The 26544-nt window shown below is 54.5% G+C and carries 25 protein-coding genes; 16 read left to right on the top strand and 9 right to left on the bottom strand.

What is annotated here, in order from left to right; translation table 11 throughout:
• Positions 1-22: 22 nt before the first annotated feature.
• Positions 23-343, bottom strand: coding sequence for an ATP-dependent Clp protease adapter ClpS (clpS, locus tag JOE25_RS02005; protein WP_004928347.1), 321 nt, complete (start codon positions 341-343; stop codon positions 23-25).
• A gap of 359 nt (positions 344-702) precedes the next feature.
• Between clpS and cspD the strand changes: the two genes are divergently transcribed.
• Positions 703-924 (top strand): cold shock-like protein CspD, encoded by a 222-nt coding sequence (gene cspD / locus JOE25_RS02000; protein ID WP_004942590.1) that lies wholly within the window; start codon positions 703-705, stop codon positions 922-924.
• Between the two features lie 77 nt (positions 925-1001).
• Here cspD and macB read toward each other — a convergent pair whose 3' ends face one another.
• Both macB and macA read right to left on the bottom strand, forming a co-directional pair.
• Positions 1002-2948 carry a macrolide ABC transporter ATP-binding protein/permease MacB gene (macB, locus tag JOE25_RS01995; RefSeq protein ID WP_209632540.1) on the bottom strand — a complete coding sequence of 649 codons (1947 nt, stop codon included), beginning with the start codon at positions 2946-2948 and terminating at the stop codon, positions 1002-1004.
• Positions 2948-4063 carry a macrolide transporter subunit MacA gene (gene macA, locus JOE25_RS01990; RefSeq protein ID WP_209632539.1) on the bottom strand — a complete coding sequence of 372 codons (1116 nt, stop codon included), beginning with the start codon at positions 4061-4063 and terminating at the stop codon, positions 2948-2950. Before macA ends, macB begins: the two co-directional genes overlap by 1 nt.
• Positions 4064-4254: 191 nt before the next feature.
• Here macA and JOE25_RS01985 point away from each other — a divergent pair, with 191 nt between their 5' ends.
• Positions 4255-5223 (top strand): VirK/YbjX family protein, encoded by a 969-nt coding sequence (locus JOE25_RS01985; RefSeq protein ID WP_209632538.1) that lies wholly within the window; start codon positions 4255-4257, stop codon positions 5221-5223.
• Here JOE25_RS01985 and JOE25_RS01980 read toward each other — a convergent pair.
• Complete coding sequence (locus tag JOE25_RS01980) at positions 5220-6884, bottom strand: ATP-dependent endonuclease (protein WP_209632537.1); 1665 nt, start codon at positions 6882-6884, stop codon at positions 5220-5222. The genes JOE25_RS01985 and JOE25_RS01980 overlap by 4 nt on opposite strands.
• 191 nt (positions 6885-7075) lie before the next feature.
• On the opposite strand from JOE25_RS01980, the gene JOE25_RS01975 reads away from it, so the two are divergent.
• From JOE25_RS01975 to ltaE, 5 genes are all read left to right on the top strand, one after another.
• Positions 7076-7972, top strand: a complete 897-nt coding sequence (locus tag JOE25_RS01975; RefSeq protein ID WP_209632536.1) for a lysine exporter LysO family protein — start codon at positions 7076-7078, stop codon at positions 7970-7972.
• A gap of 172 nt (positions 7973-8144) precedes the next feature.
• Positions 8145-9794 carry a hydroxylamine reductase gene (gene hcp / locus JOE25_RS01970; protein ID WP_209632535.1) on the top strand — a complete coding sequence of 550 codons (1650 nt, stop codon included), beginning with the start codon at positions 8145-8147 and terminating at the stop codon, positions 9792-9794.
• A 50-nt stretch (positions 9795-9844) separates the two neighbouring features.
• Positions 9845-10849, top strand: coding sequence for an NADH oxidoreductase (hcr, locus tag JOE25_RS01965; RefSeq protein WP_209632534.1), 1005 nt, complete (start codon positions 9845-9847; stop codon positions 10847-10849).
• 178 nt (positions 10850-11027) lie between these two features.
• On the top strand, positions 11028-12749 hold the full coding sequence (poxB, locus tag JOE25_RS01960) for a ubiquinone-dependent pyruvate dehydrogenase (RefSeq protein ID WP_209632533.1): 1722 nt from the start codon (positions 11028-11030) through the stop codon (positions 12747-12749).
• 116 nt (positions 12750-12865) lie between these two features.
• Positions 12866-13882 carry a low-specificity L-threonine aldolase gene (gene ltaE, locus JOE25_RS01955; RefSeq protein WP_209632532.1) on the top strand — a complete coding sequence of 339 codons (1017 nt, stop codon included), beginning with the start codon at positions 12866-12868 and terminating at the stop codon, positions 13880-13882.
• Positions 13883-13916: 34 nt separating this feature from the next.
• Here ltaE and JOE25_RS01950 read toward each other — a convergent pair whose 3' ends face one another.
• Entirely contained in the window at positions 13917-14264 is a 348-nt protein-coding gene (locus JOE25_RS01950; RefSeq protein ID WP_209634149.1) for a DUF1294 domain-containing protein, read from the bottom strand.
• Positions 14265-14409: 145 nt separating this feature from the next.
• Between JOE25_RS01950 and JOE25_RS01945 the strand changes: the two genes are divergently transcribed.
• Positions 14410-15840 carry a DUF2867 domain-containing protein gene (locus JOE25_RS01945; protein ID WP_209632531.1) on the top strand — a complete coding sequence of 477 codons (1431 nt, stop codon included), beginning with the start codon at positions 14410-14412 and terminating at the stop codon, positions 15838-15840.
• Positions 15841-15993: 153 nt separating this feature from the next.
• Positions 15994-17004 carry an NAD(P)-dependent oxidoreductase gene (locus JOE25_RS01940; RefSeq protein WP_209632530.1) on the top strand — a complete coding sequence of 337 codons (1011 nt, stop codon included), beginning with the start codon at positions 15994-15996 and terminating at the stop codon, positions 17002-17004.
• On the opposite strand, the gene JOE25_RS01935 is transcribed toward JOE25_RS01940, so the two are convergent.
• Positions 17005-17841: an N-acetylmuramoyl-L-alanine amidase gene (locus JOE25_RS01935; protein WP_209632529.1), complete on the bottom strand. Its 837-nt coding sequence runs from the start codon at positions 17839-17841 to the stop codon at positions 17005-17007.
• Between the two features lie 180 nt (positions 17842-18021).
• On the opposite strand from JOE25_RS01935, the gene JOE25_RS01930 reads away from it, so the two are divergent.
• Complete coding sequence (locus JOE25_RS01930; protein WP_209632528.1) at positions 18022-19557, top strand: DUF3300 domain-containing protein; 1536 nt, start codon at positions 18022-18024, stop codon at positions 19555-19557.
• 43 nt (positions 19558-19600) lie between these two features.
• Here the strand turns inward: JOE25_RS01930 and JOE25_RS01925 are convergent, their stop codons facing one another.
• On the bottom strand, positions 19601-19924 hold the full coding sequence (locus tag JOE25_RS01925) for a heavy metal-binding domain-containing protein (protein WP_209632527.1): 324 nt from the start codon (positions 19922-19924) through the stop codon (positions 19601-19603).
• Positions 19925-20085: 161 nt separating this feature from the next.
• Between JOE25_RS01925 and JOE25_RS01920 the strand changes: the two genes are divergently transcribed.
• From JOE25_RS01920 to artJ (JOE25_RS01895), 6 genes are all read left to right on the top strand, one after another.
• Entirely contained in the window at positions 20086-20634 is a 549-nt protein-coding gene (locus JOE25_RS01920; RefSeq protein ID WP_209632526.1) for a lipoprotein, read from the top strand.
• A gap of 260 nt (positions 20635-20894) precedes the next feature.
• Positions 20895-21623 carry an arginine ABC transporter ATP-binding protein ArtP gene (artP, locus tag JOE25_RS01915; RefSeq protein ID WP_209632525.1) on the top strand — a complete coding sequence of 243 codons (729 nt, stop codon included), beginning with the start codon at positions 20895-20897 and terminating at the stop codon, positions 21621-21623.
• A 33-nt stretch (positions 21624-21656) separates the two neighbouring features.
• Entirely contained in the window at positions 21657-22388 is a 732-nt protein-coding gene (artJ, locus tag JOE25_RS01910; protein ID WP_209632524.1) for an arginine ABC transporter substrate-binding protein, read from the top strand.
• 9 nt (positions 22389-22397) lie between these two features.
• Positions 22398-23114, top strand: coding sequence for an arginine ABC transporter permease ArtQ (gene artQ / locus JOE25_RS01905; RefSeq protein WP_209632523.1), 717 nt, complete (start codon positions 22398-22400; stop codon positions 23112-23114).
• Complete coding sequence (gene artM, locus JOE25_RS01900) at positions 23114-23782, top strand: arginine ABC transporter permease ArtM (RefSeq protein WP_209632522.1); 669 nt, start codon at positions 23114-23116, stop codon at positions 23780-23782. The genes artQ and artM overlap by 1 nt, the downstream gene beginning before the upstream one ends.
• A gap of 209 nt (positions 23783-23991) precedes the next feature.
• Positions 23992-24726, top strand: a complete 735-nt coding sequence (artJ, locus tag JOE25_RS01895; protein ID WP_209632521.1) for an arginine ABC transporter substrate-binding protein — start codon at positions 23992-23994, stop codon at positions 24724-24726.
• Positions 24727-24773: 47 nt separating this feature from the next.
• Here the strand turns inward: artJ (JOE25_RS01895) and rlmC are convergent, their stop codons facing one another.
• Positions 24774-25901 (bottom strand): 23S rRNA (uracil(747)-C(5))-methyltransferase RlmC, encoded by a 1128-nt coding sequence (gene rlmC / locus JOE25_RS01890; protein WP_209632520.1) that lies wholly within the window; start codon positions 25899-25901, stop codon positions 24774-24776.
• A gap of 127 nt (positions 25902-26028) precedes the next feature.
• A complete protein-coding gene (locus JOE25_RS01885; RefSeq protein WP_209632519.1) occupies positions 26029-26508 on the bottom strand; it encodes a YbjO family protein in 480 nt (159 codons plus the stop codon).
• Positions 26509-26544 lie beyond the last annotated feature (36 nt).

Here is a 26544-nt window from a genome sequence, read left to right as displayed (position 1 = left end):
CCTCCCCAATAGATTGCCTTAATCAGGCTTTTTCCAGCGTACAAAGCAACGGATGCTCGTTCTCCCTTGCATAACGGTTCACATGTACGACTTTGGTTTCCGCCACCTCGGCGGTAAAAACACCACAAATCGCCTTGCCTTGATAGTGGACCGTGAGCATCAGTTGCGTTGCGCGTTCAATATCATAAGAAAAGAACTTTTGCAGAACGTCAATCACAAATTCCATCGGTGTGTAATCGTCGTTGTTAAGTATAACTTTATACATAGACGGCGGTTTTACCGCATCGATTTGTTTTTCTTCGGCCAAGTGTTCAAAATTTAGCCAATCGTTGTTATTGCCCATCGCTGCTCATCTTCTCTGCTCTGTCCTTTAATATGGGGACAGGTTCCGGTTATTCAAAGTGGGGTATCGTGACTATTTTACCATCTTCGCCATCATCCCGCCGCACTGGAACGTGCGCAAAAATCTCTGACAAATTGTTACCAAACAATGTCAATATCGTTACCTGCTTCAAACTTTGATGAACTGCCCCTTGCCGACAAAAGCCGATCCCTTGACGTGATGATCATTTGCTCTAGAGTGTAAATTCGTGACCTGGTGGTGTTTTAACCACTTTCAGGCTCATCTGCTACCTGCTGCTGGCGGGTACGAATTCAGTTATTCATCTCACCTAAAAATAGCGTTGCGAGGGATGTAAAAGCATGGAGACGGGTACTGTTAAATGGTTCAACAACGCCAAAGGGTTTGGGTTTATCTGTCCTGAAGGCGGCGGCGAAGACATTTTCGCCCATTATTCTACGATTAAAATGGATGGGTACCGGACGCTGAAGGCTGGCCAGCAGGTCAGCTTTGACGTGCACCAAGGGCCAAAAGGGAACCATGCGAGTCTCATTGTGCCATTGGAAAGCGAGGCGCTGGCCTAAACGCGCCCCCAGAGTCAGACCGAAATACTCCGCTAAAAATGCCAGCCGCCGTATGACTGGCATTTTTTATTATCATGCTATTCGCGGGCCAGCGCGTCAATCGGGTTAAGCCGCGCAGCGCTGCGTGCAGGCAGATAACCGAATACCACGCCAATTGCGGTGGAACACACAAACGCACTGAGCAACGCCGCCGGTGGGAAACTGATTTGCCACCCCGGCAGTACCACCTGAACCAGCAAACCGATGGCGAAGGACAGCGTGATCCCCAGCGCGCCGCCAACCAAACACACCAGCACAGCCTCAATCAAGAATTGCTGTAACACATCGCCGGAACGCGCCCCCACGGCCATACGAATCCCGATTTCACGCGTGCGCTCTGTCACTGACACCAGCATGATATTCATCACGCCGATCCCACCGACCACCAGTGAAATTACCGCCACTAACGTCAGGAACAACTGTAACGTACGCGTGGTTTTCTCTGCCGTCTGCACCAAACTGTCCATGTTATAGGTGAAGATGTCTTTCTTGCCGTGGCGCAGCGTTAACAAACGGGTAAGCTGCTGCTCCGCCTCCTGACTGTTGTAGCCTTCGCGGATACGCACCGTGATCGAATCAAAATAGGCATTGCCCATTAACCGGTTTGCCATGGTGCTATAAGGTACCCAGACATTGAGCGTCTTGCTGCTACCAAACATTGACTGCTTTTCTTTCGCCACCCCGACTACCGTCGCCGGCATATTACCGACCAAAATCACCTTCCCTACGACATCCTTCTGGTGCGGGAACAACCGGCGCTGGGTATTGGCATCAATCACTACCGTCTGAGACTGCGATTGCACCTGCAGTTGATCAATACCGGAACCTTGGGTAAAGGTCATGCCATACACGCGGAAAAACTGTTCACTGACCCCGGTGACATTGGCTGCCACGTCGACGTTGCCTAACCGCAGCCGCATACTGCTGGCAATGGTGGGCGATAGCGCACTGATGTAGGGTTGCTCACGCAGTGCAGCAAGGTCATCGTACTTTAGTGCCTGGCGGAAGGTCGGGTCGTCATCCCCAAAATCCTTGCCGGGATAGATATCGATCGTATTGGTGCCGATCGATTTGATATCCGCCAGTACCATCTGTTTGGCGGCGTCGCCGATCACCAGAATCGACACCACAGAAGCAATACCGATGATAATGCCCAGCATGGTCAACGCCGTACGCATTTTACTCGCCGCCATCGCTCGCCAGGCCATCACCAATGCCTCACGGAAACGACCCGCCGTTTGCCGCCAGGATGGCTCAGGCGCCACCATCTCCAATGCCTTGGCGTTCGGATTGCCTCGCTGATCCGGACGTGAATCAGCAATGATCTCCCCGTCCCGGATTTCAATGACCCGTTCAGCCTGCTGAGCCACCGCCGGATCGTGGGTGACGATAATCACCGTATGCCCCTGCTCGCGCAGTTGCTTGAGGATCGTCATCACCTCTTCACCGGAATGGCTATCAAGGGCACCGGTCGGTTCATCCGCCAAGATCACCTGACCACCGTTCATCAACGCTCGAGCGATACTGACACGCTGTTGCTGACCGCCTGAAAGCTGGCTTGGTCGATAACCCACACGTTCACTCAGCCCAAGACGTTGCAGTAATGCCACGGCTCTCTCACGCCGCGCGGCCTTACCCAACCCTGCGTACACCGCCGGCACCTCGACGTTGTGCGCTGCGCTCAAATGGGGTAATAGATGATAACGCTGGAAGATAAAGCCAAAATGCTCACGCCTCAGCCGAGCCAGCGCATCACCATTGAGCGTCGCCACGTCTTGTCCAGCCACGCGATACACGCCAGCACTGGGTTTATCCAGGCAACCGAGAATATTCATCAGGGTTGATTTACCGGAGCCAGAAGCGCCCATGATGGCCACCATTTCACCGGCGTCAATGCTAAGGCTCACGTTCTTCAGTACGGCTACCGTCTGATCGCCCGACTGATAGCTGCGGCAAATGCCGCTCAGCTCCAACAGCGCCGCCATCAGATGGCCTCCACGCCGCCACGGCTGACAATCACTTCATCGCCGATATCCAGCCCACTAAGAATTTGTACGTCAATGTTATTACGCAGGCCAATGGCAACCTCGCGCTTTTCTTCCTTGCCCTGCTTCATGACCGAAACGTGGTAGCGATTATCGGCGATTTGATCGCCCAACGCCGCCAACGGGATCACCAGAGCCTGGCTAACGCCCGCCAGTTGAATATGTACCTGTGCAGTCATTTGCAGCCGCAACAGCCCCTCAGGGTTCGGCACTTCAAAACGCGCATAATAGAAAATGGCGTTATTGACCTTCTCTGGAGTGGGCTGAATGTCTTTCAGCACGCCGTCAAAGCGCCGGTTAGGATCGCCCAGTACGGTAAACCAGGCTTTTTGGCCTGGCTTGAGGCTGATTATATCCGCCTCCGACACCTGCGCCTTTACCAGCATAGTGCTGAGATCCGCCAGGGTCAGAATGTTCGGTGCCTGCTGAGCGGCAATCACCGTCTGGCCCTGTAGCGTGGTGATCTGTACCACGTCACCGTCCATCGGTGCTTCAATACGGGTAAATGCCAGATTAATTTTTGCGGTGTCCAGGCTTGCCTGATTCTTGGCGATTTGCGCATGGATAGTGCCCACCTGCGCTTTCTTCACCGCCAACTGCGTGGCGGCCTGATCCAAGTCCTGGCGTGAAACCGCTTGCAACTTCGCCAACGCCTGATTGCGCTGCAGCGTGACCGCAGCCAACTTTTGCTCCGCCTGTGCCTGCTGTAACTGGGCATGCAAATCTCGCAGGGTCGCCTCACCCTCGCGGATGCTGTTCTGCGCTTGTTGCGGATCAATCACGCCCAGTAACTGGCCTTTTTTCACCCGGTCGCCAATTTCGACAAAGAGGCTTTCTAATTGCCCGCTAACCTGCGCACCAACGTCAACCTTACGCACCGCATCAAGTTGCCCGGTCGCGAGCACGTTTTGTTGCAGGTCGCCCTTGACGACCTTAACCGTTTTAAACGGCGTTGGCGCCGGATGACCAAAGTGCCAGGCCAGCATTGCGGCGATCGCTACCACCACAATCAGCACCATGACCAACCGTCGCTTATGTCCTTTAAACCACGTCAAAATAGGTTCCTGCCTGTTGAAATTCAGACTGCCAATAGCGGCAGCGAGGCTAAATTATCACGCACAGTAATGAATAACTAAACCTTAGCTCAACACAATGTGGAGACATCCTTTGTTACATTCAGCATTGAACTCCCGTTTAGTGAAGGCTTGGTGAAATAGCGTTATTCAATACAGCCAAGGATTTCATCATGTCTCAGCTCAACTATCCACTCGCATCTGCACGCCCGCTTAATGGCTTGCAATTGATGACGGCGCTGGCCAATGGCGACAAGGCGCCGAGCAAAGCGTGGAAAAAAACATCATTCCGCCTGAAGTTTATCGCCCGTTCTTTATTTTGCTGGCGAACCACCAGCGGTTTGCTCAGCACGCTGGCATCTAACCCGCTGCTCAATGAGATTCTGAACGCGCAGCCCAATCTACCGTGCAAATTGCATCGACCGTATCTGGCGGCGAACATGAGCAAAATCGAATGCCTGTTCGCCCTGCGCGATCACTACGATCTCAGCCTGCAACGCATGCCACGGAAAATGCTGCTCGGTCATCTGAACAAGCCTTTTGTGCTGGCCAGTGCCACCGGCAAGAGCGGTACAGCCGTTTCATTGGAGTTGGCTGCCATCGATAATCTGAATAAGGAAGGGGAAACGACCCTGCTGCTGCGTAATGCCAGCGGCATTATGCTGGCGGAGATCACCTTTGCACTGATGCACTACCAGCAACAGCCCACGCTCTTTATCGGTGGGTTGCAGGGGGCCAATCATCAGGTACCACACGCTGAAATCCAGTTGACCACCAAAGAGTGTCACGGATTGTTCCCAAAACGGCTGGTACTGGAAGGCCTTTGTACTTTGGCACGCCATCTGGGTATTCAGCAAATTGTCGCGGTTGGCAATGCTACGCATATCTACCAAAACTGGCGCTATCGCAGTAAAAAGAAAGATAAGCTCCATGCCGATTACGATCAATTCTGGACATCAATGGGCGGTAAAATGCTTGAAAGCGGCTATTTCCTGCTGCCGGAACACATCGCCCGTAAACCGATCGATGAAGTGGTCAGCAAAAAGCGCGCCGAATACCGCCGACGCTATCAACTGTTAGACGAACTGGAACAGGGAATGGCGGAACACTTCAGCTCCCCATCCCGCTTTGCCGGGGTCTAATCGGCCCGGCCGCGCGCCAGCCAAATCACGCGTGAGAACATTTTCTTGAGCAATGGCGGCACCGAATCGGTGCCGCGCTCACCGGCTTGCATCGCAACCTCGATCGCCAAATCCGGTTTTGATGAATGATGTACTGCCTTCAGAATCACCTTGCGTATTGGCATTTGGGCATTGCTCGGCACCGACGCCACTCGATAATAAACTGCACTGAAGCCCTCGCGGAACATGAAATGTTCCATATCCGGCGCAGGCAACGCGGTGAGCCGATCACGCTCGTTGTCTTCATGGTTATCCAGCATGCCGCGTACGGTGGCGGCGTATTTTCGCCCCGCTTCATCACCGTCCACCAATGCATGCCACTCAATGCCCATACGTCGGGCAAACCGCAACAGTGGCTTCAGACCGCACTGGGCGAACTCAATCACGCGCACCCCTTCCGCCTCGAAATGGTAACCGCACTGACGCGCCAATTCGTTCAGCAACCACACTTCCGTTTCCCCCTCCACCAACAACCAGCAGCGGGCAAACAGTGATGAGGGCCGGTTAAAACGAATATGGAAAGAAATACGTCGCCCGTCCTCCGGGCCCAGCCCACGCGGCCCAAGGCGGTAAGTGGCAACTCTCCCAGATTCACGCACCAACCGGCAAACGTGCTCTACCGGGACCAACGACACCAATTCGCTGGAATTGGTGGTGGTGATGCGTTGCAGCGGCAGTTGGTTAAGCAAACCCCAGGCGACCGACAACATGATCGGATGCAAGCGGGTTTCCGGATCCTCAACCAGCAATAGCGGTCGAGCGTGCGGATCCAGCTTGATGCTGCCTTTGGCCTGCAGCAACGTAGAAAACATCCCCAGAAGAATAAGCCGCATACTGCGGCTGTTTGGCTCAGCGACCATGCGGTTGATGCTGTCCAGCGAGCGCCATGCCTGTTGATCCTGATCTTGCCCCGGTCGCTGTCTACGCGGTCGCGTCACCTGCGAACCCTGTTCGGCAAAGTAGTGTTCCAACAGCTGTTGCATTGCAGCCAGCCCTTGACGCAGTTCGGCATTCGTTAATTTTTGTGGGTTACGCACCAGCTCACGCGTCAGTTGATCCAATTGCTGAGCCAGCGCCTGGTTGTCGGCCGGATGCTCATCATTGAGCGTGCTGGGCCGCAGGCGACGGATAAACCGCGCATCCCGTAGGCGTAACACGGGATGGATACGAATAATGGCATGAGCCAATTGCTCAATATGATGTAACGGCATCGCGTTGCCGTCGGCATCCAGAAAACAGCGCCAGGTACACACCGTGTCGTCGTCGGCCAGTTCGCCTTCGCAACGGTAATAAATGCGGTTGAGGTTATCGTCACCCTTGACCCATAGCGGTGACAGATGGCGGTAACGGGGCAAATGCGCATGGCCGATGTCTTTTTCACAGAAGGTAAATACCACCTGTAAATGCCGATCTTTGGCATCTTCTTCTCCAGGCGGAAAGTGAAAATCATGCGCTTCAAAACGGTACAACTTTGGCTCCGGTGCCAGCAGCAGCGTCAGTGCGTCCAGCAGACTGGATTTGCCCCAGGCATTTTCGCCGATCAGCAGCGTGTTGTCGTCCAGCATCAATGACAGCCGGTTAATGCCGCGGAAACCTACAATCTCGATACGCTCTAAGAACATCTGTCGCCTCCCGTGCGCACTGCCACCGTCCTTAATGGGGTGACCTCTTCAGAGCATGGTCAAAAAACCCCTTTCAGGTCAAGCGGACAACGTCAAATCTGCCGCTTTACTCTAGCCGCTGTTTTGGTTAGCGTGTGGTGCCTCGCCGTTCATCCAGGCGCCCCCTCCGAACAAAGGACGCAAGCTTCACCATGTATTCAGGACTGCTGATTATTCTGTTACCGCTGATTGCCGGTTACCTCGTTCCGTTGCGCAGTCGAACGCTACTGCAAACCATCAACCGTCTGCTGAGCTGGATGGTGTACGTGATCCTGTTTTTCATGGGCATCAGCCTGGCCTTCCTGGAGGATCTGAGCAGCAATTTGGTGCTGATATTCCAGTATGCTGCCGTCTTTTTCCTGTGCATTCTCGCCATCAGCTTGCTGATGCTGGCGTTGTTGGAACGCAAAATGCCGTGGCGCAACACCCATAAACAGGAAAAACTGCCCTCACGTCTGCACATGGCGCTGGAATCACTCAAGCTGTGTGGCGTAGTGCTCGGCGGTTTCCTGCTTGGTCTGACGCAGTGGCAGTGGTTGCAGTTCGCCAATAAAGGCAGCGAATACGCATTGATTTTCTTGCTGCTGCTGGTCGGCATCCAACTGCGTAACAGCGGCATGACGTTACGCCAAATCGTGCTTAACCGACGCGGCATGATAGTCGCAGTCGTTGTCGTGGTTAGCGCACTGGCGGGCGGCGCATTGGCCGCACAACTGCTGGGGCTGCCGATCAAAGCGGGGTTAGCCATGGCATCCGGTTTTGGCTGGTATTCGCTCTCCGGTATCTTGATCACTGACGCTTACGGTCCAGTACTGGGCAGCGCGGCCTTCTTTAACGATCTGGCTCGCGAGCTGATAGCCATCATGCTGATCCCAACGCTGGTACGCCGCAGCCGCTCCTCCGCCCTGGGCCTGTGTGGCGCAACCTCGATGGACTTCACCCTACCGGTGCTGCAACGCAGCGGCGGACTGGAGATAGTGCCGCCGGCCATCGTGCATGGCTTCCTGTTGAGCCTGCTGGCACCGGTACTTATCGCCCTGTTCTCTTAAGATCTCTCCGGGGGCACCGCCCCCGGAAATCGGAATAATTCCCATCCTCACAGCAAAATTGCGCTAAATCAAACTTGTCCGTGGTTGCATCACAAAAGCCTTTTTAAGCCCCGGTTGCCGATCTATGCTTTTAAACAAGCATTAAAAATGCAACTTTAAAAAGGAAGCGATTATGTTCTGTGTGCAATGTGAACAAACCATCCGTACCCCTGCGGGTAACGGCTGCTCCTATGCCCAAGGTATGTGCGGCAAAACGGCAGAAACCTCCGATCTGCAAGACCTGTTGGTCGCGGCATTACAAGGCCTATCCGCCTGGGCGTTGCAGGCCAGAGCACTTGGTATCGTCGATCACGATATCGACAGTTTTGCCCCACGCGCCTTCTTCTCTACCCTGACCAATGTCAACTTCGATTCAGAGCGCATCATCGGTTACGCACGGGAAACCATCGCCCTGCGCGAATCGCTGGCCACTCGTTGCCGGTTACTGGACGCTGACGTTCGTGTCGACCATCCGCTGGCTACGCTGCAATTGGCCGGTGACGACATCGCGACACTGTTGCAACAAGCCGCTCAGTTTGCCTTGAATACCGACAAGGCTGAGGTCGGTGACGACGTGCACGGCCTGCGAATGCTGTGCCTGTATGGCCTGAAAGGTGCAGCAGCCTATATGGAACACGCTCACGTACTGGGTCAGTTCGACGAACAGATCTACGCCGATTACCACGCTTTTATGGCCTGGCTCGGCACCCAGCCGCGCGACGTCGATACCCTGCTGAACAACGCCATGGGCATTGGCAAAATGAATTTCAATGTGATGGCGATCCTCGATCACGGCGAAACGCAAGCCTACGGCGATCCTCTGCCTAGCGCGGTAAACGTTCGTCCGGTGGCCGGGAAAGCCATTCTGATCTCCGGCCACGATCTGAAAGATCTGCGCATGCTGCTGGAACAAACCGAAGGCCAGGGCGTGAACGTCTATACCCACGGCGAAATGCTGCCGGCACACGGTTACCCGGAACTGAAAAAATTCAAACATCTGGTGGGCAATTACGGCAGCGGTTGGCAAAACCAGCAGATCGAGTTCGCCAAATTCCCGGGTCCGATAGTGATGACCTCTAACTGTATTATCGATCCCAACGTTGGTCACTACGGCGATCGTATTTGGACGCGTAGCATCGTCGGCTGGCCGGGCGTTAATCATTTGGAAGGGGACGACTTCACCCAAGTGATCGCGCAGGCACAGGGGATGAATGGTTTCCCGTATACCGAAATCGAACATATGATCACCGTCGGTTTTGGCCGTCAGACGCTGCTCAACGCCGCTGATACGGTGATTGATTTAGTCGCACAAAAGAAATTGCGCCACGTATTTCTGGTTGGCGGCTGTGACGGTAGCCGCGACGAACGCAGCTACTTCACCGACTTTGCGCGCAGCGTTCCGCAAGACTGCCTGATTATGACGTTAGCCTGTGGCAAATATCGCTTCAACAAGCTGGATTTCGGCACCCTTGAAGGGCTGCCGCGTCTGCTGGATGTCGGTCAATGTAACGATGCCTATTCGGCCATTATGCTGGCAGTCAAACTGGCTGATACCCTCGGCTGCTCGGTCAACGCGTTGCCACTCAGCCTGGTACTGTCGTGGTTTGAGCAAAAGGCGATCGTTATCCTGCTGACGCTGCTGTCACTGGGTGTCAAAAACATTGTCACTGGGCCAACCGCACCCGGCTTCTTGACTGACAACCTGATGGCGATCCTCAACGATAAGTTCGGCATGCGCCCGATCACCACCGTTGAGCAGGATCTGAACGCCTTGCTTGGTTAATACCCTTTTTGGGGCCACACATGCTGGCCCCGTTGCTTTTGAGGTGCCCTATGACCCAACCCAGCCCGCTTTGCCCCAACCGTATGCAGGTACATTCGATCCAGCAAGAAACCGCCGACGTCTGGACGTTAAACCTGATCTGCGACGTTTTTTACCCTTATCAACCCGGCCAGTTTGCGCTGGTCAGCATACGCAATAGTGAAGATACGCTGCGTGCCTATACGTTATCTTCTTCGCCCGGTCAGAGCCGTTTTCTCAGCATCAGCGTGCGCTGTCTGCCGGACGGCATCGGTTCCCGCTGGTTAACGCGCGAGGTCAAACCCGGCAATACGCTGTGGCTGTCCGATGCCCAGGGTGAATTCAGTTGTGAACAACACCCGTCCGATCGTTATCTGATGTTGGCGGCTGGCTGCGGCGTCACGCCAATCATCTCCATGTGCCGTTGGCTGGTGGCAAACCGCCCAACCTGTGATATCGCAGTGATCTTTAACGTGCGTACTCCGGCCGACACCCTTTTCGCCAAACAATGGCACGCGTTGTGCGCCAAGCATCCGCAGTTGCGGTTAACGCTGATGGCTGAACAGGATGTTCAACCCGGTTATCTCAGCGGGCGAATTAGTGCTGAAGTACTGCGCCAAACCGTGCCTGACCTCATCGAACGCACGGTGATGACCTGCGGTCCCGCCCCTTATATGACCCAAGTGGAACAACTGTGTCTGCAACTTGGCGTTTCAGCAGCCCGTTTCCATAAAGAGCAGTTCCATACGCCGACAGAAGCCGATACTGGGCAAGGTGAAGGATTAACGCTGCGCACCGCCAGACCACTGCGCGAATTCCGCGTCCCGGTCGGCAGTACGCTGCTGGCCGCGATGGAAGCCAACGCATTACCGGTCAATGCCGCCTGCCGGGCTGGCGTGTGCGGTTCGTGCAAAACCCGTATCCTCGAAGGCAACTACACCACCAGCAGTAATATGACGCTGACCCCTGAGGAAATCGCCCAGGGTTACGTGCTGGCCTGCAGTTGCCAACTACAAGGTGACGTTGTCCTGGCATGACGCTTGCTGCCCCGTCGAGCACGATGGGGCATTTATCGGCAAGCATGCTTTACCTTCCCCTTCTACACTTTCTCCGTTCTGCGCTTTTATCAGGTTCATCTGCTCAATATCCAATAAGTCACACTTGGAAATTTCAATACATTGAAATTTGGGTGTTTTTATCATATTTGGGGGAACTATGAAGCAAACCGTAGCCACACTGATCGCCAAAACACTGGAACAGGCAGGTGTGAAACGTATTTGGGGCGTTACCGGCGATTCGCTCAACGGTCTGAGCGACAGCCTGCATCGCATGGGTACCATCGACTGGCTGGGCACGCGCCACGAAGAGGTCGCCGCCTTCGCTGCCGGTGCGGAAGCCCAACTTACCGGTGAATTGGCGGTCTGCGCCGGCTCCTGCGGCCCCGGTAACCTGCATCTGATTAATGGTCTGTTCGATTGCCACCGTAACCACGTCCCCGTATTGGCGATTGCCGCGCACATTCCCTCCAGCGAAATCGGCAGTGGTTATTTTCAAGAAACTCATCCACAAGAACTGTTCCGCGAATGCAGCCATTATTGCGAACTCGTTTCCAACCCGGAACAGCTACCGCGGGTACTGGAAATCGCCATGCGCAAGGCGATCCTCAATCGCGGTGTGTCAGTGATCGTACTCCCGGGCGACGTGGCGCTGCGTATGGCCCCCGAAGATGCCAGCATGGTGTGGCATACCCCGGCACTGCCACTGGTACAACCGCCAATGAGCGAATTGAACACGCTGGCGGAGACCCTGAACAAGGCGAAAAACATTACGTTAATGTGCGGCAGCGGCTGCGCCGGTTCGCATGACGAAGTGGTTAAACTGGCAGAATTGCTGCAAGCCCCGGTTGTACATGCACTGCGTGGCAAAGAATATATCGAGTGGGATAACCCTTACAGCGTCGGCATGACCGGTTTGATCGGTTTCTCCTCCGGCTACCACGCGATGATGAACGCCGATACGCTGGTGTTGCTTGGCACCCAGTTCCCGTACCGCGCCTTCTACCCAACCAATGCCAATATCATTCAGATCGATATCAACCCCGGCAGTATCGGCGCACACTGCCCGGTCAATATGGCACTGGTGGGTGATATTCATACCACCCTCACTGCCCTGCTGCCGCAGTTGGAGCCCAAGAGTGACCACGCATTTCTCGACAAGGCGCTGGAGCACTATCGCACTGCACGCAAGGATCTCGACGGGCTGGCGACGGCCAACGACGATCAGCCGATTCACCCGCAGTATCTGGCGCAACAGCTCAGCCAATACGCCAGCGACGATGCCATTTTCACCTGTGACGTTGGTACACCCACAGTGTGGGCTGCACGCTATGTGAAGATGAACGGCAAACGTCGCCTGCTCGGTTCGTTCAACCATGGCTCGATGGCTAACGCCATGCCACAGGCGATTGGCGCACAGGCCACCGAACCGAACAAACAGGTGATCGCCATGTGCGGCGACGGCGGCTTCACCATGCTGATGGGGGATTTCCTTTCATTGGCCCAGTTGAAACTGCCGGTCAAGATTGTGATATTCAACAACAGCGTACTGGGATTTGTGGCGATGGAAATGAAAGCCGGCGGCTATCTGACCGATGGGACCGATCTGCACAACCCCGATTTCGCAGCGATTGCCAACGCCGCGGGTGTGAAAGGCATTCGCGTGGAAAAAGCGTCGGAACTGGACGCCGCGCTGCAGGAAATGTTGGCGCATCCCGGCCCGGCGTTGTTGGACGTTGTCACCGCAAAACAAGAGTTGGCGATGCCGCCGCAGATCAAATTCGAACAGGCCAAGGGCTTTAGCCTGTACATGCTGCGCGCCATTATCAACGGCCGCGGTGACGAAGTGGTCGAGCTGGCAAAAACCAACTGGTTACGTTAAAACACCTTCCGGGTTCAGCGGTTGCTGTTCCCGGTATTTTTCTCTTTTGTCATAAAAGAATCCCGCTATGATGGAGGTCATATTCCCTTTCCCATCAGCCATCCCCAAGGTTAACTATGCTTATTGATTTACGCAGTGACACCGTGACCCGTCCAAGTGCCGCCATGCGCGAGGCCATGGCCCGTGCCGAAGTTGGTGATGACGTTTACGGCGATGACCCCACGGTTAACGCACTTGAGGCGGAAGCGGTCCGCCTGTCCGGTAAAGAAGCGGCGCTATTCTTGCCAAGCGGCACTCAGGCCAATCTGGTGGCGCTACTCAGCCATTGCCAGCGCGGTGACGAGTACATTGTCGGCCAGCAGGCGCATAACTATAAATATGAAGCCGGCGGCGCGGCAGTCCTCGGTAGCATCCAGCCACAGCCTATCGAAGCAAACCCAGACGGTACTTTGCCGCTCGATAAGGTCGCCGCAGCGATCAAACCCGATGACATTCATTTCGCCAAGACGCGTTTGCTGAGCCTGGAAAACACCATCAGCGGCCGTGTATTACCGCTAGCATACCTGCAACAAGCCTGGCAGTTCAGCCGTGAACATCAACTGGCATTGCACATTGACGGCGCACGTATCTTTAACGCCGCCGTCGCACTGAATGTGCCATTGAAAGACATTGTGCAGTACTGCGATACCTTTACCATTTGCCTGTCGAAAGGGCTGGGTGCTCCGGTGGGTTCGCTGCTGTGCGGCAGCAAGGCGTTTATCCAACACGCCTTGCGCTGGCGTAAAATGACCGGCGGTGGCCTGCGCCAGGCCGGTATTTTGGCCGCGGCCGGGTTATATGCACTGGAGCACAATGTTGAACGGCTGCGTGAAGATCATGACAACGCCAAATGGCTGGAACAACAGCTGCAAGAGATTGGCGTGGAGATAGCAGAGCCGGGGGCACAAACCAACGTGCTGTACCTACGTCAATCGCCAGAGCTGGCCGCAAAGCTGGGCCCCTGGATGCGCGAGCATGGCGTATTGATCAGCAGCGGGCCGCTAACGCGTATTCTGACGCACCTCGACGTCAACCGTCAGGATTTGCAACGCGTAGTCGACTTGTGGCAACAATTCCTCAAACAGCATGCCTAAGCCTTTACCTGGACGGGGCGACAACGCCCCGTCTTCATAATATCCAGCGGCCATAAACCCAATACCAAATCGCCAGGGTCGCTACCACATTCAGAATCACACTGACGATAAACCCGCTCTTGAACGGCTGCTTCTGGGTTTTGTGGCGAAACCACTGCTGGGCCACGATAGCCCCAATCCAGCCCCCCACCAAACCGAATACCAGCAGCGTGCTTTCCGGCACCCGTTGCCACCCTTTGCGCGCAGCAAGCTTATCCGCACCGTATACCACTAACGTCAGCAGGTTAACCAACAACCACCACATCCAGACAGGATGCAGGAAAAACACACTGGCGATCAGCGCCAGTCCCAACAGGGCATAACAAACGGCATTAAGTTTCATCATTCCGGCTTAGCTCAGACAAACGGTGCGTAGTGTGACGCCGCTCGACGACGGATGCAACGCCCTCATAACCACACAAAAAGTGCATTTAAACGGTGGATTTGGCATCCTGTGACAATGAACTTCACCGCATAAGGCGGCGCTAATGACACCTCAACGCATTCTGGTTCTTGGAGCCAGCGGCTACATCGGCCAAAACCTGATTCCCCACCTGATTGAACAGGGGCATGACATTACCGCCGCCGCGCGCCGTATCGAATGGCTGCAAGAACAAAACTGGCCGCAGGTTAACTGCCAGTATGTCGACGTCTACCAGCCAGAAACGCTGGCCGCCGCACTGTGGGACATCGATGCCGTTTATTACCTGATCCACGGTATGGGTGACGGCGATGACTTTATTGAAAAAGAGCGTCAGGCAGCGGAACACCTGCGTGATGCGTTGCGCAGCTCCAGCGTTAAACAGGTTATTTTTCTTGGCGCGCTGCAACCGGACGGTGACAGCTCACCGCACTTGGTCGCGCGCAAGCTGACCGGTGAGATCTTGCGCCAAAGTGGCATCCCTATTACCGAACTGCGCGCCAGTATCATCGTCGGCCCCGGTTCCGCCGCCTTCGAAATCATGCGTGACATGGTCTACAACCTGCCAATACTGACGCCACCGCGCTGGGTGCGGTCCAAATCGTCGCCGGTCGCGTTAGAAAACCTGCTGGTATATCTGGCCGATCTGCTGGAGCATCCGGCAGAAGAAAACCGTATTTTTGACGTCGCCGGCCCGGAGTACATCAGCTATCAAACCCTGTTTGAGCGCTTCATCACCATCAGCGGCAAAAAACGCTGGCTGATCCCTATCCCGCTGCCGACGCGCTTTATCTCGGTGTGGTTCATCAGCATGATTACCTCGGTGCCGACCTCTATTGCCCGCGCACTCATTCAGGGATTGAACCACGATCTGCCCGCTGACGGTAAACCCTTGCAGGCGCTGATACCGCAAACGCTGCAAACCTTTGATCAGGCTGTGACCGCGACGCTGAAGCGAGAGGAAGAGGTGGTTGATTCCGCCGATTGGGGCTACGATCCCGAAGCGCGAGCACGTTGGCGACCGGGCTATGGCTTCTACCCGAAGCAAGCGGGTTATTCGCTGAAAACCTCGGCATCTAGCCAGGCACTGTGGCATAGGGTGCAACAGCTGGGCGGTAAAGAAGGCTATTTCTATGCCAACATCCTTTGGCAGATCCGCGCCCGCATGGACGATATGATCGGCAACCGCGTGGTTTATGGCCGACCAGAGCGTGACACGCTGGCCGTTGGCGATCTGGTCGACGGCTGGAAAGTCATCACCATCAAGCCACAGCGATTACTGGCGTTATTGTTCGGCATGAAAGCCCCTGGGTTGGGCCGCCTGGCCTTCACGATCAAAGACCACGGTGATCACCGTACTCTGGATGTGCGCGCCTGGTGGCACCCGGCAGGGTTCAGTGGATTGCTGTATTGGTTCGCCATGATGCCTGCTCATCTGTTTATTTTTCGCGGCATGGCGCGCCGAATTGCCAGACTGGCCGAAGAGGATAAGCGTTAATGCTTAATTGTCGATCAACCGCACAGTTTGCTGCTGCGGTTAGGCCCTTTCCGATTGCATAGCGCACGAAATAACGGAAGAATGGCATCTTATTTGCTGTAGCGCCGCTGAAGGCCGTCAGCATTCTGATTTTTGGTGAGAATAGAGTTCGTTATGAAGGTATTGGTCACCGGTGCAACCAGTGGATTAGGCCGTAACGCCGTTGAATATCTCCGTCGTCAGGGCATAAAAGTGCGCGCCACCGGCCGCAACCAGGCCATGGGCAGTTTGCTGGAAAAAATGGGCGCAGAATTCATTCATGCCGATCTCACCAACCTGATCTCATCGCAGGCCAAAGCTATGCTGGCCGACGTGGACGTTCTGTGGCACTGCTCAAGCTTTACGTCCCCTTGGGGCACTGAAGAAGCCTTTGAACTGGCCAATGTGCGTGCGACCCGTCGCTTAGGCGAATGGGCGGCGGCCTACGGGGTGTCGCAGTTTATCCATATCTCCTCGCCGGCGGTTTACTTCGATTACCACCACCACCGCAACATCACTGAAGACTTCCGCCCCGTACGTTATGCTAACGAGTTCGCTCGCAGCAAGGCTGCCGGTGAGCACGTGATCCAGCAGTTGGCGTTGTCCAACCCGCAAACGCACTTTACTATCCTGCGCCCTCAGGGGCTATTTGGACCACACGATAAAGTGATGCTGCCGCGTCTGCTGCAGATGATCAAACGCTATGGCAATTTGCTGTTGCCGCGCGGCGGCGCGGCGTTGGTGGACATGACTTACCTGGAGAATGCGGTCCATGCCATGTGGCTGGCAACCCAGAAAGAGAATACCCCCTCCGGGCGTGCTTATAACATCACCAACGAACAACCACGCCAGCTACGTAGCGTAGTGCAACAGTTGATCGACGAACTGGGCATGAAATGCCGGATCCGTTCTGTACCCTATCCGATGCTCGATATGATGGCCCGCGGGATGGAAAAACTCGGCAGCAAAAGCGAAAAAGAGCCGGTGCTAACCCATTATGGCGTCGCCAAGCTGAATTTCGATCTGACGCTGGACATCACACGCGCCCAGCAAGAGCTAGACTATCACCCCGTTGTTTCGTTGGATGAAGGCATTTACCGCACCGCCCGCTGGCTAAAAGAGCACGGCAAACTGCACGGTCTGTAATTAACGCGCTGCGTCGTACTTCAACAGCAGCGCGTCGATGATGGCCTCACTCTCGACATCCGGCTCACCGCGATAATCGCTGGGCCGGAAATGCATTTGAAACGCTGCCAACACATTTTTTTGCTGCCTGACGTCCCACTTCGCATCAATGCCATAACCGTAGCGCGCCAGCTTTTCCATTAACGGCGCCAACGGCACAGCGGCATGTTTATCACGCCCCGCCAACAACGCCTGCACCTTCGCCGGATCCGGCCAGGCGCCAATCCCCGCCTGTGCCAGTTGTTGCCAGGGGAATAATGGACCAGGATCCTGCTTGCGCTGCGGCGCGATATCGCTGTGCCCTACCACGTCCATCGGTTGAATACCGTAGCGCTGTATAACATCGCGGCTCAGTGAAACCAACAGCGCAATTTGCTGCGGCGTATAGGGCTGCCAATGGGTAAACAGCAGCGTGCGGTTGAACCCGCGATTGACTATTTCGATGCCGATCGAGGTGTCATTCAGGTTGGTTCTGCCACGCCAACTGCTGGCCCCCGCATGCCAGGCACGCAGAGCTTCCGGCACCAGTTGGAAAGCAACCGGCTTGCCCTCCACCAACGGCGGATGCGCGGGCAACAGATAATGCGCACTGACGTGTTCGTCCGTCAGGGTTTTTAACGAGGAATGGAAATCCTCCGCAGTGTAATGCATCACCAAAAAACGAATACGTTGGTCCGCTCCCTGCGCCTGATGCAGAGTTTCAAGCTGGTAATCGCCGCGATCAACAGTCGTACGCTGCTGTTCACTTTGGCAACCTGCGAGCAGGACCGCAACGCATATCCCAGGCCAAATTTTCAAGACTCCCTCCTGCGTTTTCGATGCCCGAATTTGTAACTCAGATTGATTAACCTGTATCCAATAATCACGTAATGATGACAGAGCAGCCAGATGTGCAAGCGAGTGTTACACCTGGCTAACAGAGTGCAGTGCAGCTGTTACGCTCATACTATTACCTGCGCTGATAAAAGTGAGTCGCTCATGTTCAAGCCAAGCTATTTAACATGGCTGATGTGTATCGCCATGCTGCCGCTCAGTGGATGCGATCAAAAAACAATAGCCAATACCATGGGGGGCGGTTCTCCAACCGCAGCCTCCCCGGCCCCCGCGCCGGCCTATACGCCCTTGAGTGCCGACCAACTGTATCAATTAGTGAGTCCGGTGGCACTTTTCCCTGACAAGCTGCTGGCTCAGGTCCTCGCCGGTGCGGGTTATCCTGATCAAATCAGCGCTGCCGATAACTGGCTGGGGCAAAACCGCGGCCTGCAACCGGCTGCACTCACCACGGCCGCAGACAGCCAGCCTTGGGATCCTAGCGTACGTAGTTTGGTTCAATTTCCTGATGTGTTAGACCAGATGGCGAAAAATATCCCCTGGACTACTGCGTTGGGCAGTGCTTATCTCAACGACCCCACTGATGTGATGAATGCCATTCAGGTGCTCCGTCAACGTGCGTCGGCTAAAGGTACGCTCAAAACATCCCCCCAGCAAAGAGTGATTGTGGCACCGACTACGCAGTATGTTGAGCAACAACCTTATGCACAAAGCATAGTGGCTGCCCCTGCCCAGACCATTGTTATTGAACCCAGCCAGCCGGATGTGGTTTATGTGCCGCGATACGACCCTTGGGTAGCCTATGGCCAGCCCATCCCCGCCTACCCCAATTACAGTTATCAAAACGCCTCCAGCTATAGCAGCGGCGATATGCTGGCAACCGGTGTGATCAGTTTTGGCGTAGGTATCGTGGTCGGGGCATTGATTAATCAGAATCATCATGACGGCTGGCATAGCTGGGATGTTCACTGGAATAATCGGCGGCAACCGGTGGTCTACAACAATGCTCCCTATATTTCGCATTCCACCACGGTGATTAACCGTGTGACCAATATTAACCAATACAATAATGTGAACCGCAGCAGCACTGTAAACAACTTCAACAATACACCGGTGAATCCGGCGCCGCGTTTTGCCGCACCAACGGCTCATCCAGCAATTAACGTTGCTCCTGTGCAACAACCTCACTTTGCCCCGCAGGCACCGGTGGCAGCAGCCGGTCGTCAGCCCATGGCAGCCCCGAACTTTACTCATACAGGGACTGTCACTACACCGCATGTAACGGTACGTTCAGCACAGGGTCAGCAACCGATGACCATGCCGAATTTCAGCCATACGGCGCCGGCAGCAGTGAAACAACCGCCAAGAGTACAAGCAGCGCCCGTTCCCGTTCATCAGACTGATAGTCGGCCAATGCGCCAGCCGGAACAGCGTACAGTGGCGCCGCCGGCCGTACAGCAGGCCGTCCATATACCGGCGGCTAAACCGGTCGTCCATACGGCACCTGAGGCCAACGTTTTCCGTCCACAGCAGGTTCAACAACGGCCAAATATCCCGACGCCGCATAACGCGCCGCAGCCGTTCCACCCACAACAAGTTCAACAGGTGCAACATCGCCCTGCCGCGGAAGCCAAACCGCAGGAACACCGTCCAGTCAAAATTGAAGAACATAAAGCCGGATAATACGAGGACGCCCCGGCGAAAGCCGGGGCGTCAGAGAAAAGGATTAACGACTGATTTTCACTGCTGTGCCGCTGACGGTGACCATCAGCATGCTGCTGTCTTTACCCACAGTCTCGTAATCAATATCGATACCGACAACCGCATTTGCGCCCAACTCTTGCGCTTGTTCTTCCAGCTCCTTGAAGGCAATCAACCGCGCTTTGCGCAGCTCTTTCTCATAGGCACCGGAACGCCCGCCTACGATGTCACGCACGCCAGCAAAGAAATCGCGGAAAATATTGGCCCCCAAAATGGCCTCGCCGGTGACAACACCGCAATATTCGGTAATGGTAAACCCTTCCAGGGTCGGGGTAGTGGAAAGCTGCATCAAAACTCCTAGCTTGATTGATTCATCGCATTTATCTGACCATCAATTTGGAATTATGTTCTGTTATGAAATGGCACGCAGTACGAATGCAAGGCCTGAAATCGCATTTATACTGTAGGCTAATGATCTTCATGGTAGAGACTTTCACATAAGGTAATGAGATGAAAACAAAAACGATTGCGGCTGTTTTTCCCTTAGCGCTGTTACTGAGTGCCTGTACCACCGTCGAACCGGCATTCAAGGATATCGGCACCCGTACTGGCGGTTGTGTGGAAGGCGGCCCGGATACGGTCGCACAGAAATTTTACGATCTGCGCCTGCAACAGGGCGCCAGCAACACATTGCCGGACAGCAACCGTCTGGCGCAGCTGCAGCCTTACCTGAGTAAGGTGCTGTATCAGGACCTGGTAAGCGCCAACCAGAACCCGGGTAAATATCAGATCACAGGCGATCTGTTTACCGGCAATGCTCAGGGGCCGACCAGTGCAACCGTCGCCAGCGCCTCGACCATTCCAAATACGGATGCCAAGAATATCCCGTTACGCGTTCAGCTCAGCCGCCAAAAAGAGGGCAGCAATACGATCAACTGGCAGGATGAAGTGTTGATGGTACGTGAAGGCACTTGTTGGGTCGTGGATGACATCCGCTATCTGAATGTGCCACCGCATGCCACCAGCGGTACGCTGCGCCAAGTGCTGGAAAACCAGTAACCTCACTCGCTTACCGGCCCTCTCCGGGCCGGTCGTCAGAAAAATGCCTTGATTGCGCTCAATATTTGCTCAGTTTGAGAAATTTCGCTACCTACCTCACAGCATGCACGACAAATCCCCCCTTCGAACCTGACACGCGGTATCTTGTGCTATTCTTTCACTATCCTGCCGCGCAGTAATAAATTTTAACGCACAAAGATTGCATAAGTATTCTGTGGAAGTTAACATTTGCGGCATCAATATCTATTCAATTCTGGCGCATGAGCATTCAACTTAACGGTATCAACTGCTATTACGGCGCACATCAGGCGCTGTTTGACATCACGCTGGATTGCCCAGCAGGGGAAACCTTAGTGCTGCTTGGTCCAAGCGGCGCAGGGAAAAGCTCGTTATTACGGGTGTTGAACCTGTTGGAAATGCCACGCTCAGGCCAATTGCAGATCGCCGGTAATCAATTCGACTTCAAACAGGCTCCTGGTGAAAAAGCCATTCGCGAGCTACGTCAGAACGTCGGTATGGTTTTCCAGCAATATAATCTCTGGCCTCACCTAACCGTAGTGCAAAACTTGATCGAAGCGCCGTGCCGCGTGCTGGGTCTGACCAAAGCTCAGGCGATGGAACGTGCCGAAAAACTGCTGAAACGCTTGCGCCTGACCGACTTTGCCGATCGTTTCCCACTGCACCTTTCCGGTGGCCAACAGCAGCGTGTAGCGATCGCCCGTGCGCTGATGATGGAACCACAGGTGCTGCTGTTTGATGAACCGACTGCCGCGCTGGATCCTGAAATTACCGCCCAGATCGTCAGCATCATTCGTGAGTTGGCCGGCACCGGTATCACCCAGGTGATCGTTACCCATGAAGTCGAAGTGGCGCGTAAAACCGCCAGCCGCGTGGTTTACATGGAAAACGGCCACGTGGTGGAACAAGGCGATGCCAGTCACTTCACGCAGCCACAGACCACCGAGTTTGCTAATTACTTATCACACTAACAATTTTACTTGCTGTAATTTGGGGAGTTTGCGATGAAAAAACTAATAATCGCCGCCGTATTGGCTGGCATCAGCGTTTCCGCCTCTGCAGCCGAAACGATCCGTTTCGCTACCGAAGCGTCTTATCCTCCATTTGAATTTATTGACGCCGGCAACAAAATCCAGGGTTTTGACGTCGACCTGGCCAATGCATTGTGTAAAGAGATCCAGGCTGAGTGTACCTTCACGAATCAAGCCTTTGACAGCCTGATCCCAAGCCTGAAATTCAAGCGTTTTGACGCAGTCATGGCCGGTATGGACATCACGCCAGAACGTGAAAAACAGGTCCTGTTTACCAAACCCTATTACGATAACTCTGCGCTGTTTGTCGCCCAGAAAGGCAAAGTTGCCGACGTGGCTGCACTGAAAGGTAAAAAAGTGGGCGTGCAGAATGGCACCACTCACCAGAAATACCTGACCGACAAACACCCGGAAATCACCACCGTGCCTTATGACAGCTATCAGAACGCCATTCTGGATCTGAAAAACGGCCGCGTTGATGCGGTATTCGGTGATACTGCCGTCGTCAATGAATGGCTGAAGCAAAATGCGGCGCTGGGCGCAGTGGGCGATAAAGTGACCGACAAAGATTACTTCGGCACCGGTCTGGGCATTGCCGTTCGCCAGAAAAACACCGATCTTCAGGGCAAATTCAACGCCGCTCTGGACAAGATCAAACAGGATGGGACTTACGAAACCATCTACAAAAAATGGTTCCAGCAGTAATCAACCCCGATGAATGAAATTCAACCTTTAGCAAGCGCCGCCGGTATGACCGTCGGCCTTGCCGTTTGTGCCCTTATCCTTGGGCTGATCCTGGCGATGCTGTTTGCCGTCTGGGAGTCATCACGCTGGAAAGTGGTTAGCTGGCTCGGCACTGCCTGGGTCACCCTGCTGCGCGGCCTGCCGGAAATTCTGGTGGTGCTGTTCATCTATTTCGGTTCATCGCAGCTGCTCTTGATGCTGTCCGATGGCTTCACCCTGAATTTTGGCCTGTTCCAACTGCCCGTCCAGCTGGCGATTGATAACTTCGAAGTCAGCCCGTTCCTGTGTGGTGTGATTGCACTCGCCCTGCTCTATTCCGCCTATGCATCGCAAACGTTGCGTGGGGCGCTGAAAGCCGTACCACAAGGGCAATGGGAATCCGGTCAGGCATTGGGGATGAGCACCACAGCGATTTTCTTTCGCTTGATCATGCCGCAGATGTGGCGCCACGCGTTGCCGGGCTTGGGCAACCAATGGCTGGTGTTGCTGAAAGATACGGCATTGGTATCGTTGATCAGCGTTAACGATCTGATGCTGCAAACTAAAAGCATCGCCACGCGCACACAGGAACCTTTCACCTGGTACGTCATTGCAGCGGCAATCTATTTGGTGGTTACCCTGTTAAGCCAGTACATCATCAAACGCATCGAACTGCGCACCACGCGTTTTGAGCGGGGGCCAGCCTGATGTTTGAGTTCTTACCAGAAATCATCAAAGGGCTGCACACCAGTCTGACATTGACTATCACTGCACTGATCGTGGCGCTTATTTTGTCACTGTTACTGACGGTGATCCTGACGCTGAAAACACCGATCCTGACGCCATTGGTAAAGATCTACATCACGCTGTTTACTGGCACACCATTGCTGGTGCAGATATTTCTGATCTACTACGGCCCAGGGCAGTTCCCGGCTATCCGCGAATATCCCTGGTTGTGGGACTTACTGTCACAACCGTGGCTCTGTGCGATGGTCGCGCTGGCGTTGAACAGCGCGGCTTACACCACGCAGCTGTTTTACGGGGCAGTACGCGCAATCCCTGCCGGTCAATGGCAATCCTGTGAAGCGCTTGGCATGTCGCGTACGCAGTCGCTGCGTATCCTGCTGCCATTTGCCTTTAAACGTGCGTTGTCCTCTTATTCCAACGAAGTCGTGCTGGTATTCAAGAGTACCTCACTGGCCTATACCATCACCCTGATGGAAGTGATGGGCTACAGCCAACTGATGTATGGCCGTACCTACGATGTGATGGTGTTTGGTGCTGCCGGGCTGGTGTATCTGTGCGTTAATGGTCTGTTGACGTTACTGATGCGTTTGGTCGAGCGCCGGGCGCTGGCCTTTGAGCGCCGCAACTGAGCATGCTGAAAGGCCGTCTCAACGCCCTGCCATTGCGCAGGGCTTTTTTATGCCTCTCGATAATTTTTTAATCATTTATATTGCATATTAATTCATAAAATGGCAGGGTAAATGCCAACCAACAGCCGCCAAAACCTTTGGGTTATTGTCAGTAAAATCAAGCGGCGACGACATAAAAAAACGCAGGCTTACAGACAGGAGCTTTACGCATGAAAAAACTATTACTGGCCGCCACAGTACTCGCTGGTATTGCCTTTAACGCCAGTGCCGCAGAGACCATTCGCTTTGCCTCTTCAGCCACCTATCCCCCGTTCGAATCGCTGGATGCCAGCAACAAAATTGTGGGTTTTGATATCGACCTGGCTAACGCATTATGCAAACAAATGAAGGCTGAATGCACCTTCACCAACCAGGCGTTCGATAGCCTGATCGCTGCGCTGAAATTCAAAAAATACGATGCGGTGATCTCCGGTATGGACATCACGCCAGAACGCAGCAAGCAAGTTGCCTTCACTCAACCCTATTATGCCAACTCAGCAATTGTGATTGCCCAAAAAGGCAAATTCAGCTCGCTGGCCGATTTGAAAGGCAAAAAGATCGGCATGGAGAACGGCACTACCCATCAGAAATACATGCAGGATAAGCACCCAGAGATTAACACCGTCTCTTACGACAGCTACCAGAATGCCATTCTCGAACTCAAAAACGGCCGTATCGACGGCGTATTTGGTGATACTGCGGTAGTGAATGAATGGTTGAAGAACAGCCCGCAATTGGCACCGGTCGGTGAGCACGTTACCGATGCACAATACTTCGGTACCGGTCTGGGCATTGCCGTACGCCCGGACAACCAGGCGTTGTTGGCCAAGCTGAATGCCGCACTGGACGCCATCAAGGCTGACGGCACTTACAAAGCCATCAACGATAAGTGGTTCCCGCAGTAAGATCTTTCCAGGGCGTGGCATACCACGCCCTGTCCCCACAACGTTCTTTAATGGCGTACCAGCAGCGTCAGCACTTCGTAATGGGCGGTATGGGGGAACATATCGAACAGTTGCACGCGTTCAATGCGGTAATCCGGTAACATCTCAATGTCTTTCGCCATCGTCTCGGCGTTGCAGCTCGAATACAAAATATAGCCCGGCGCCATCAGGTTTAAATAGTCACACAATGCCTTGCCAATGCCACGTCGCGGCGGATTGACCAACACCAGTTGCGGTACACGGCCTTCAGCGGTGGCGAACTGCGTTGAATCCAGTGCCTGAAAATCAACATGTTGCAAACCCAGGGCGTTCGCCGACTGGCGCGCACAGGCAATCGCTTCTGCGCTGATCTCGATCCCCGTCAAACGTGTTTCCGGCTGCGCGCAGTGCAGACCAAAGCCCCCCACACCGCAGAACAGATCCCACATGCTGTTGATGCCTAATGCGCGCACCCAGTCGCGGGCTGTGGCATACAGGTCGGCAGCCACCTGCGGATTGGTCTGGAAGAAACTTTGCGGGCGAATATACAACGGCACCTGATTAAACTGCTCTTCCAACGCCTGCAACTCTGTCAGCGGGATTTCACGCTCCCCCTCCATAATCGCCATATGCACCGGCTGAATATTGGCAGAGATCACCCTGAGTTGCGGCAGCTGTTGCCTTAACCACGGCAGGGCAGCACGTAACTGCGCCAGTTTCGTCTCTGAACGCAGCACAAAGCGCAGCATCACGCCTCCGCTATGGGTGCTTTCAGTTAACAACAAATATTTTAGCTCGCCGCGTTTACGTGCCACGTTGTAAGGCGTCAGACCGGCCCGAGCGATAAAGCTTTTCAGCACGTCAAACATTGGGGCAAAACTGGCGGGGTAAAGCGGACAAGCGCTGAGATCAACCGGAGTGCCATCACGATGCAACATGCCGAGCAACGGGCGTTCTACGCTGCCACTGACCACCATTTTGGCTTTGTTGCGAAATGCGCTCTGCTTGCCGGCAATCGGCTCCAGCCACTGGGCGACATCACGGCCAGTCAGCAGTGATTGCAGATGGTGCTGTTTGTCTGTCAGTTGCTGCGGGTAAGGCTTTTCCAGCCACTGACAGGAACGGCAAGTGCCCGCCGTATACAAAGCGCAATGCATGAAAAGTACTCTAGGTTCAGGATGAAGAATTAAGGGCGCAGAGTTTAGCACTCTGCGCCGCTATACCCTATAGCTTTCAAGTTGCCGCCAGCAACGTGACGGTTTGGAAAGCGCCGGGTATGAAATCTCAATGACGTGCAGCGAAAAACCGGCGGCTGGCCGCAGGGATAAACAGCAATGCCAGAATGACAACATCTGGGATTTTTTGCAGGATCAGTTCGTGCAGGATCTGCCCACTGCTTTCACCCTCAACGGTAAATACTTCCGGCAGAAAGCTGCCAATGGTGGCGAGCAGCAAATAGCCGACCACAACACACTGACAGATGACATAGATCCAACGTCCCCAATTGCGGCCACGCATCACTGCGAAACCACAACTGATTTGCAGACACAGCAGTAACAAACCCGCCAGAAAGATCAAGGTGGAATCCCAGGCCTGCGCACTGGTGCTGACAAACTCCTGCGCGCCGTCGACGCCGAGCTCACCTAACAGCAACAGCACGCTGACGCATTTGATAGCGACCATCGCGGTACCTGCAACCATCACCGGTACTGGCGCATCTGAAGTCGTTCCCATTCCCTGCCTGCTGTTCAGCATGTCTGACATGTCCATGTTCCGTAACGAAACGCCACTGCCCCTTTC

It is taken from the genome of Serratia sp. PL17, from assembly GCF_017832355.1.
Taxonomy (GTDB): Bacteria; Pseudomonadota; Gammaproteobacteria; order Enterobacterales; family Enterobacteriaceae; genus Serratia.
Note: the sequence above shows the minus strand (reverse complement) of the source record. Positions and strands in the feature narration are given on the sequence as shown.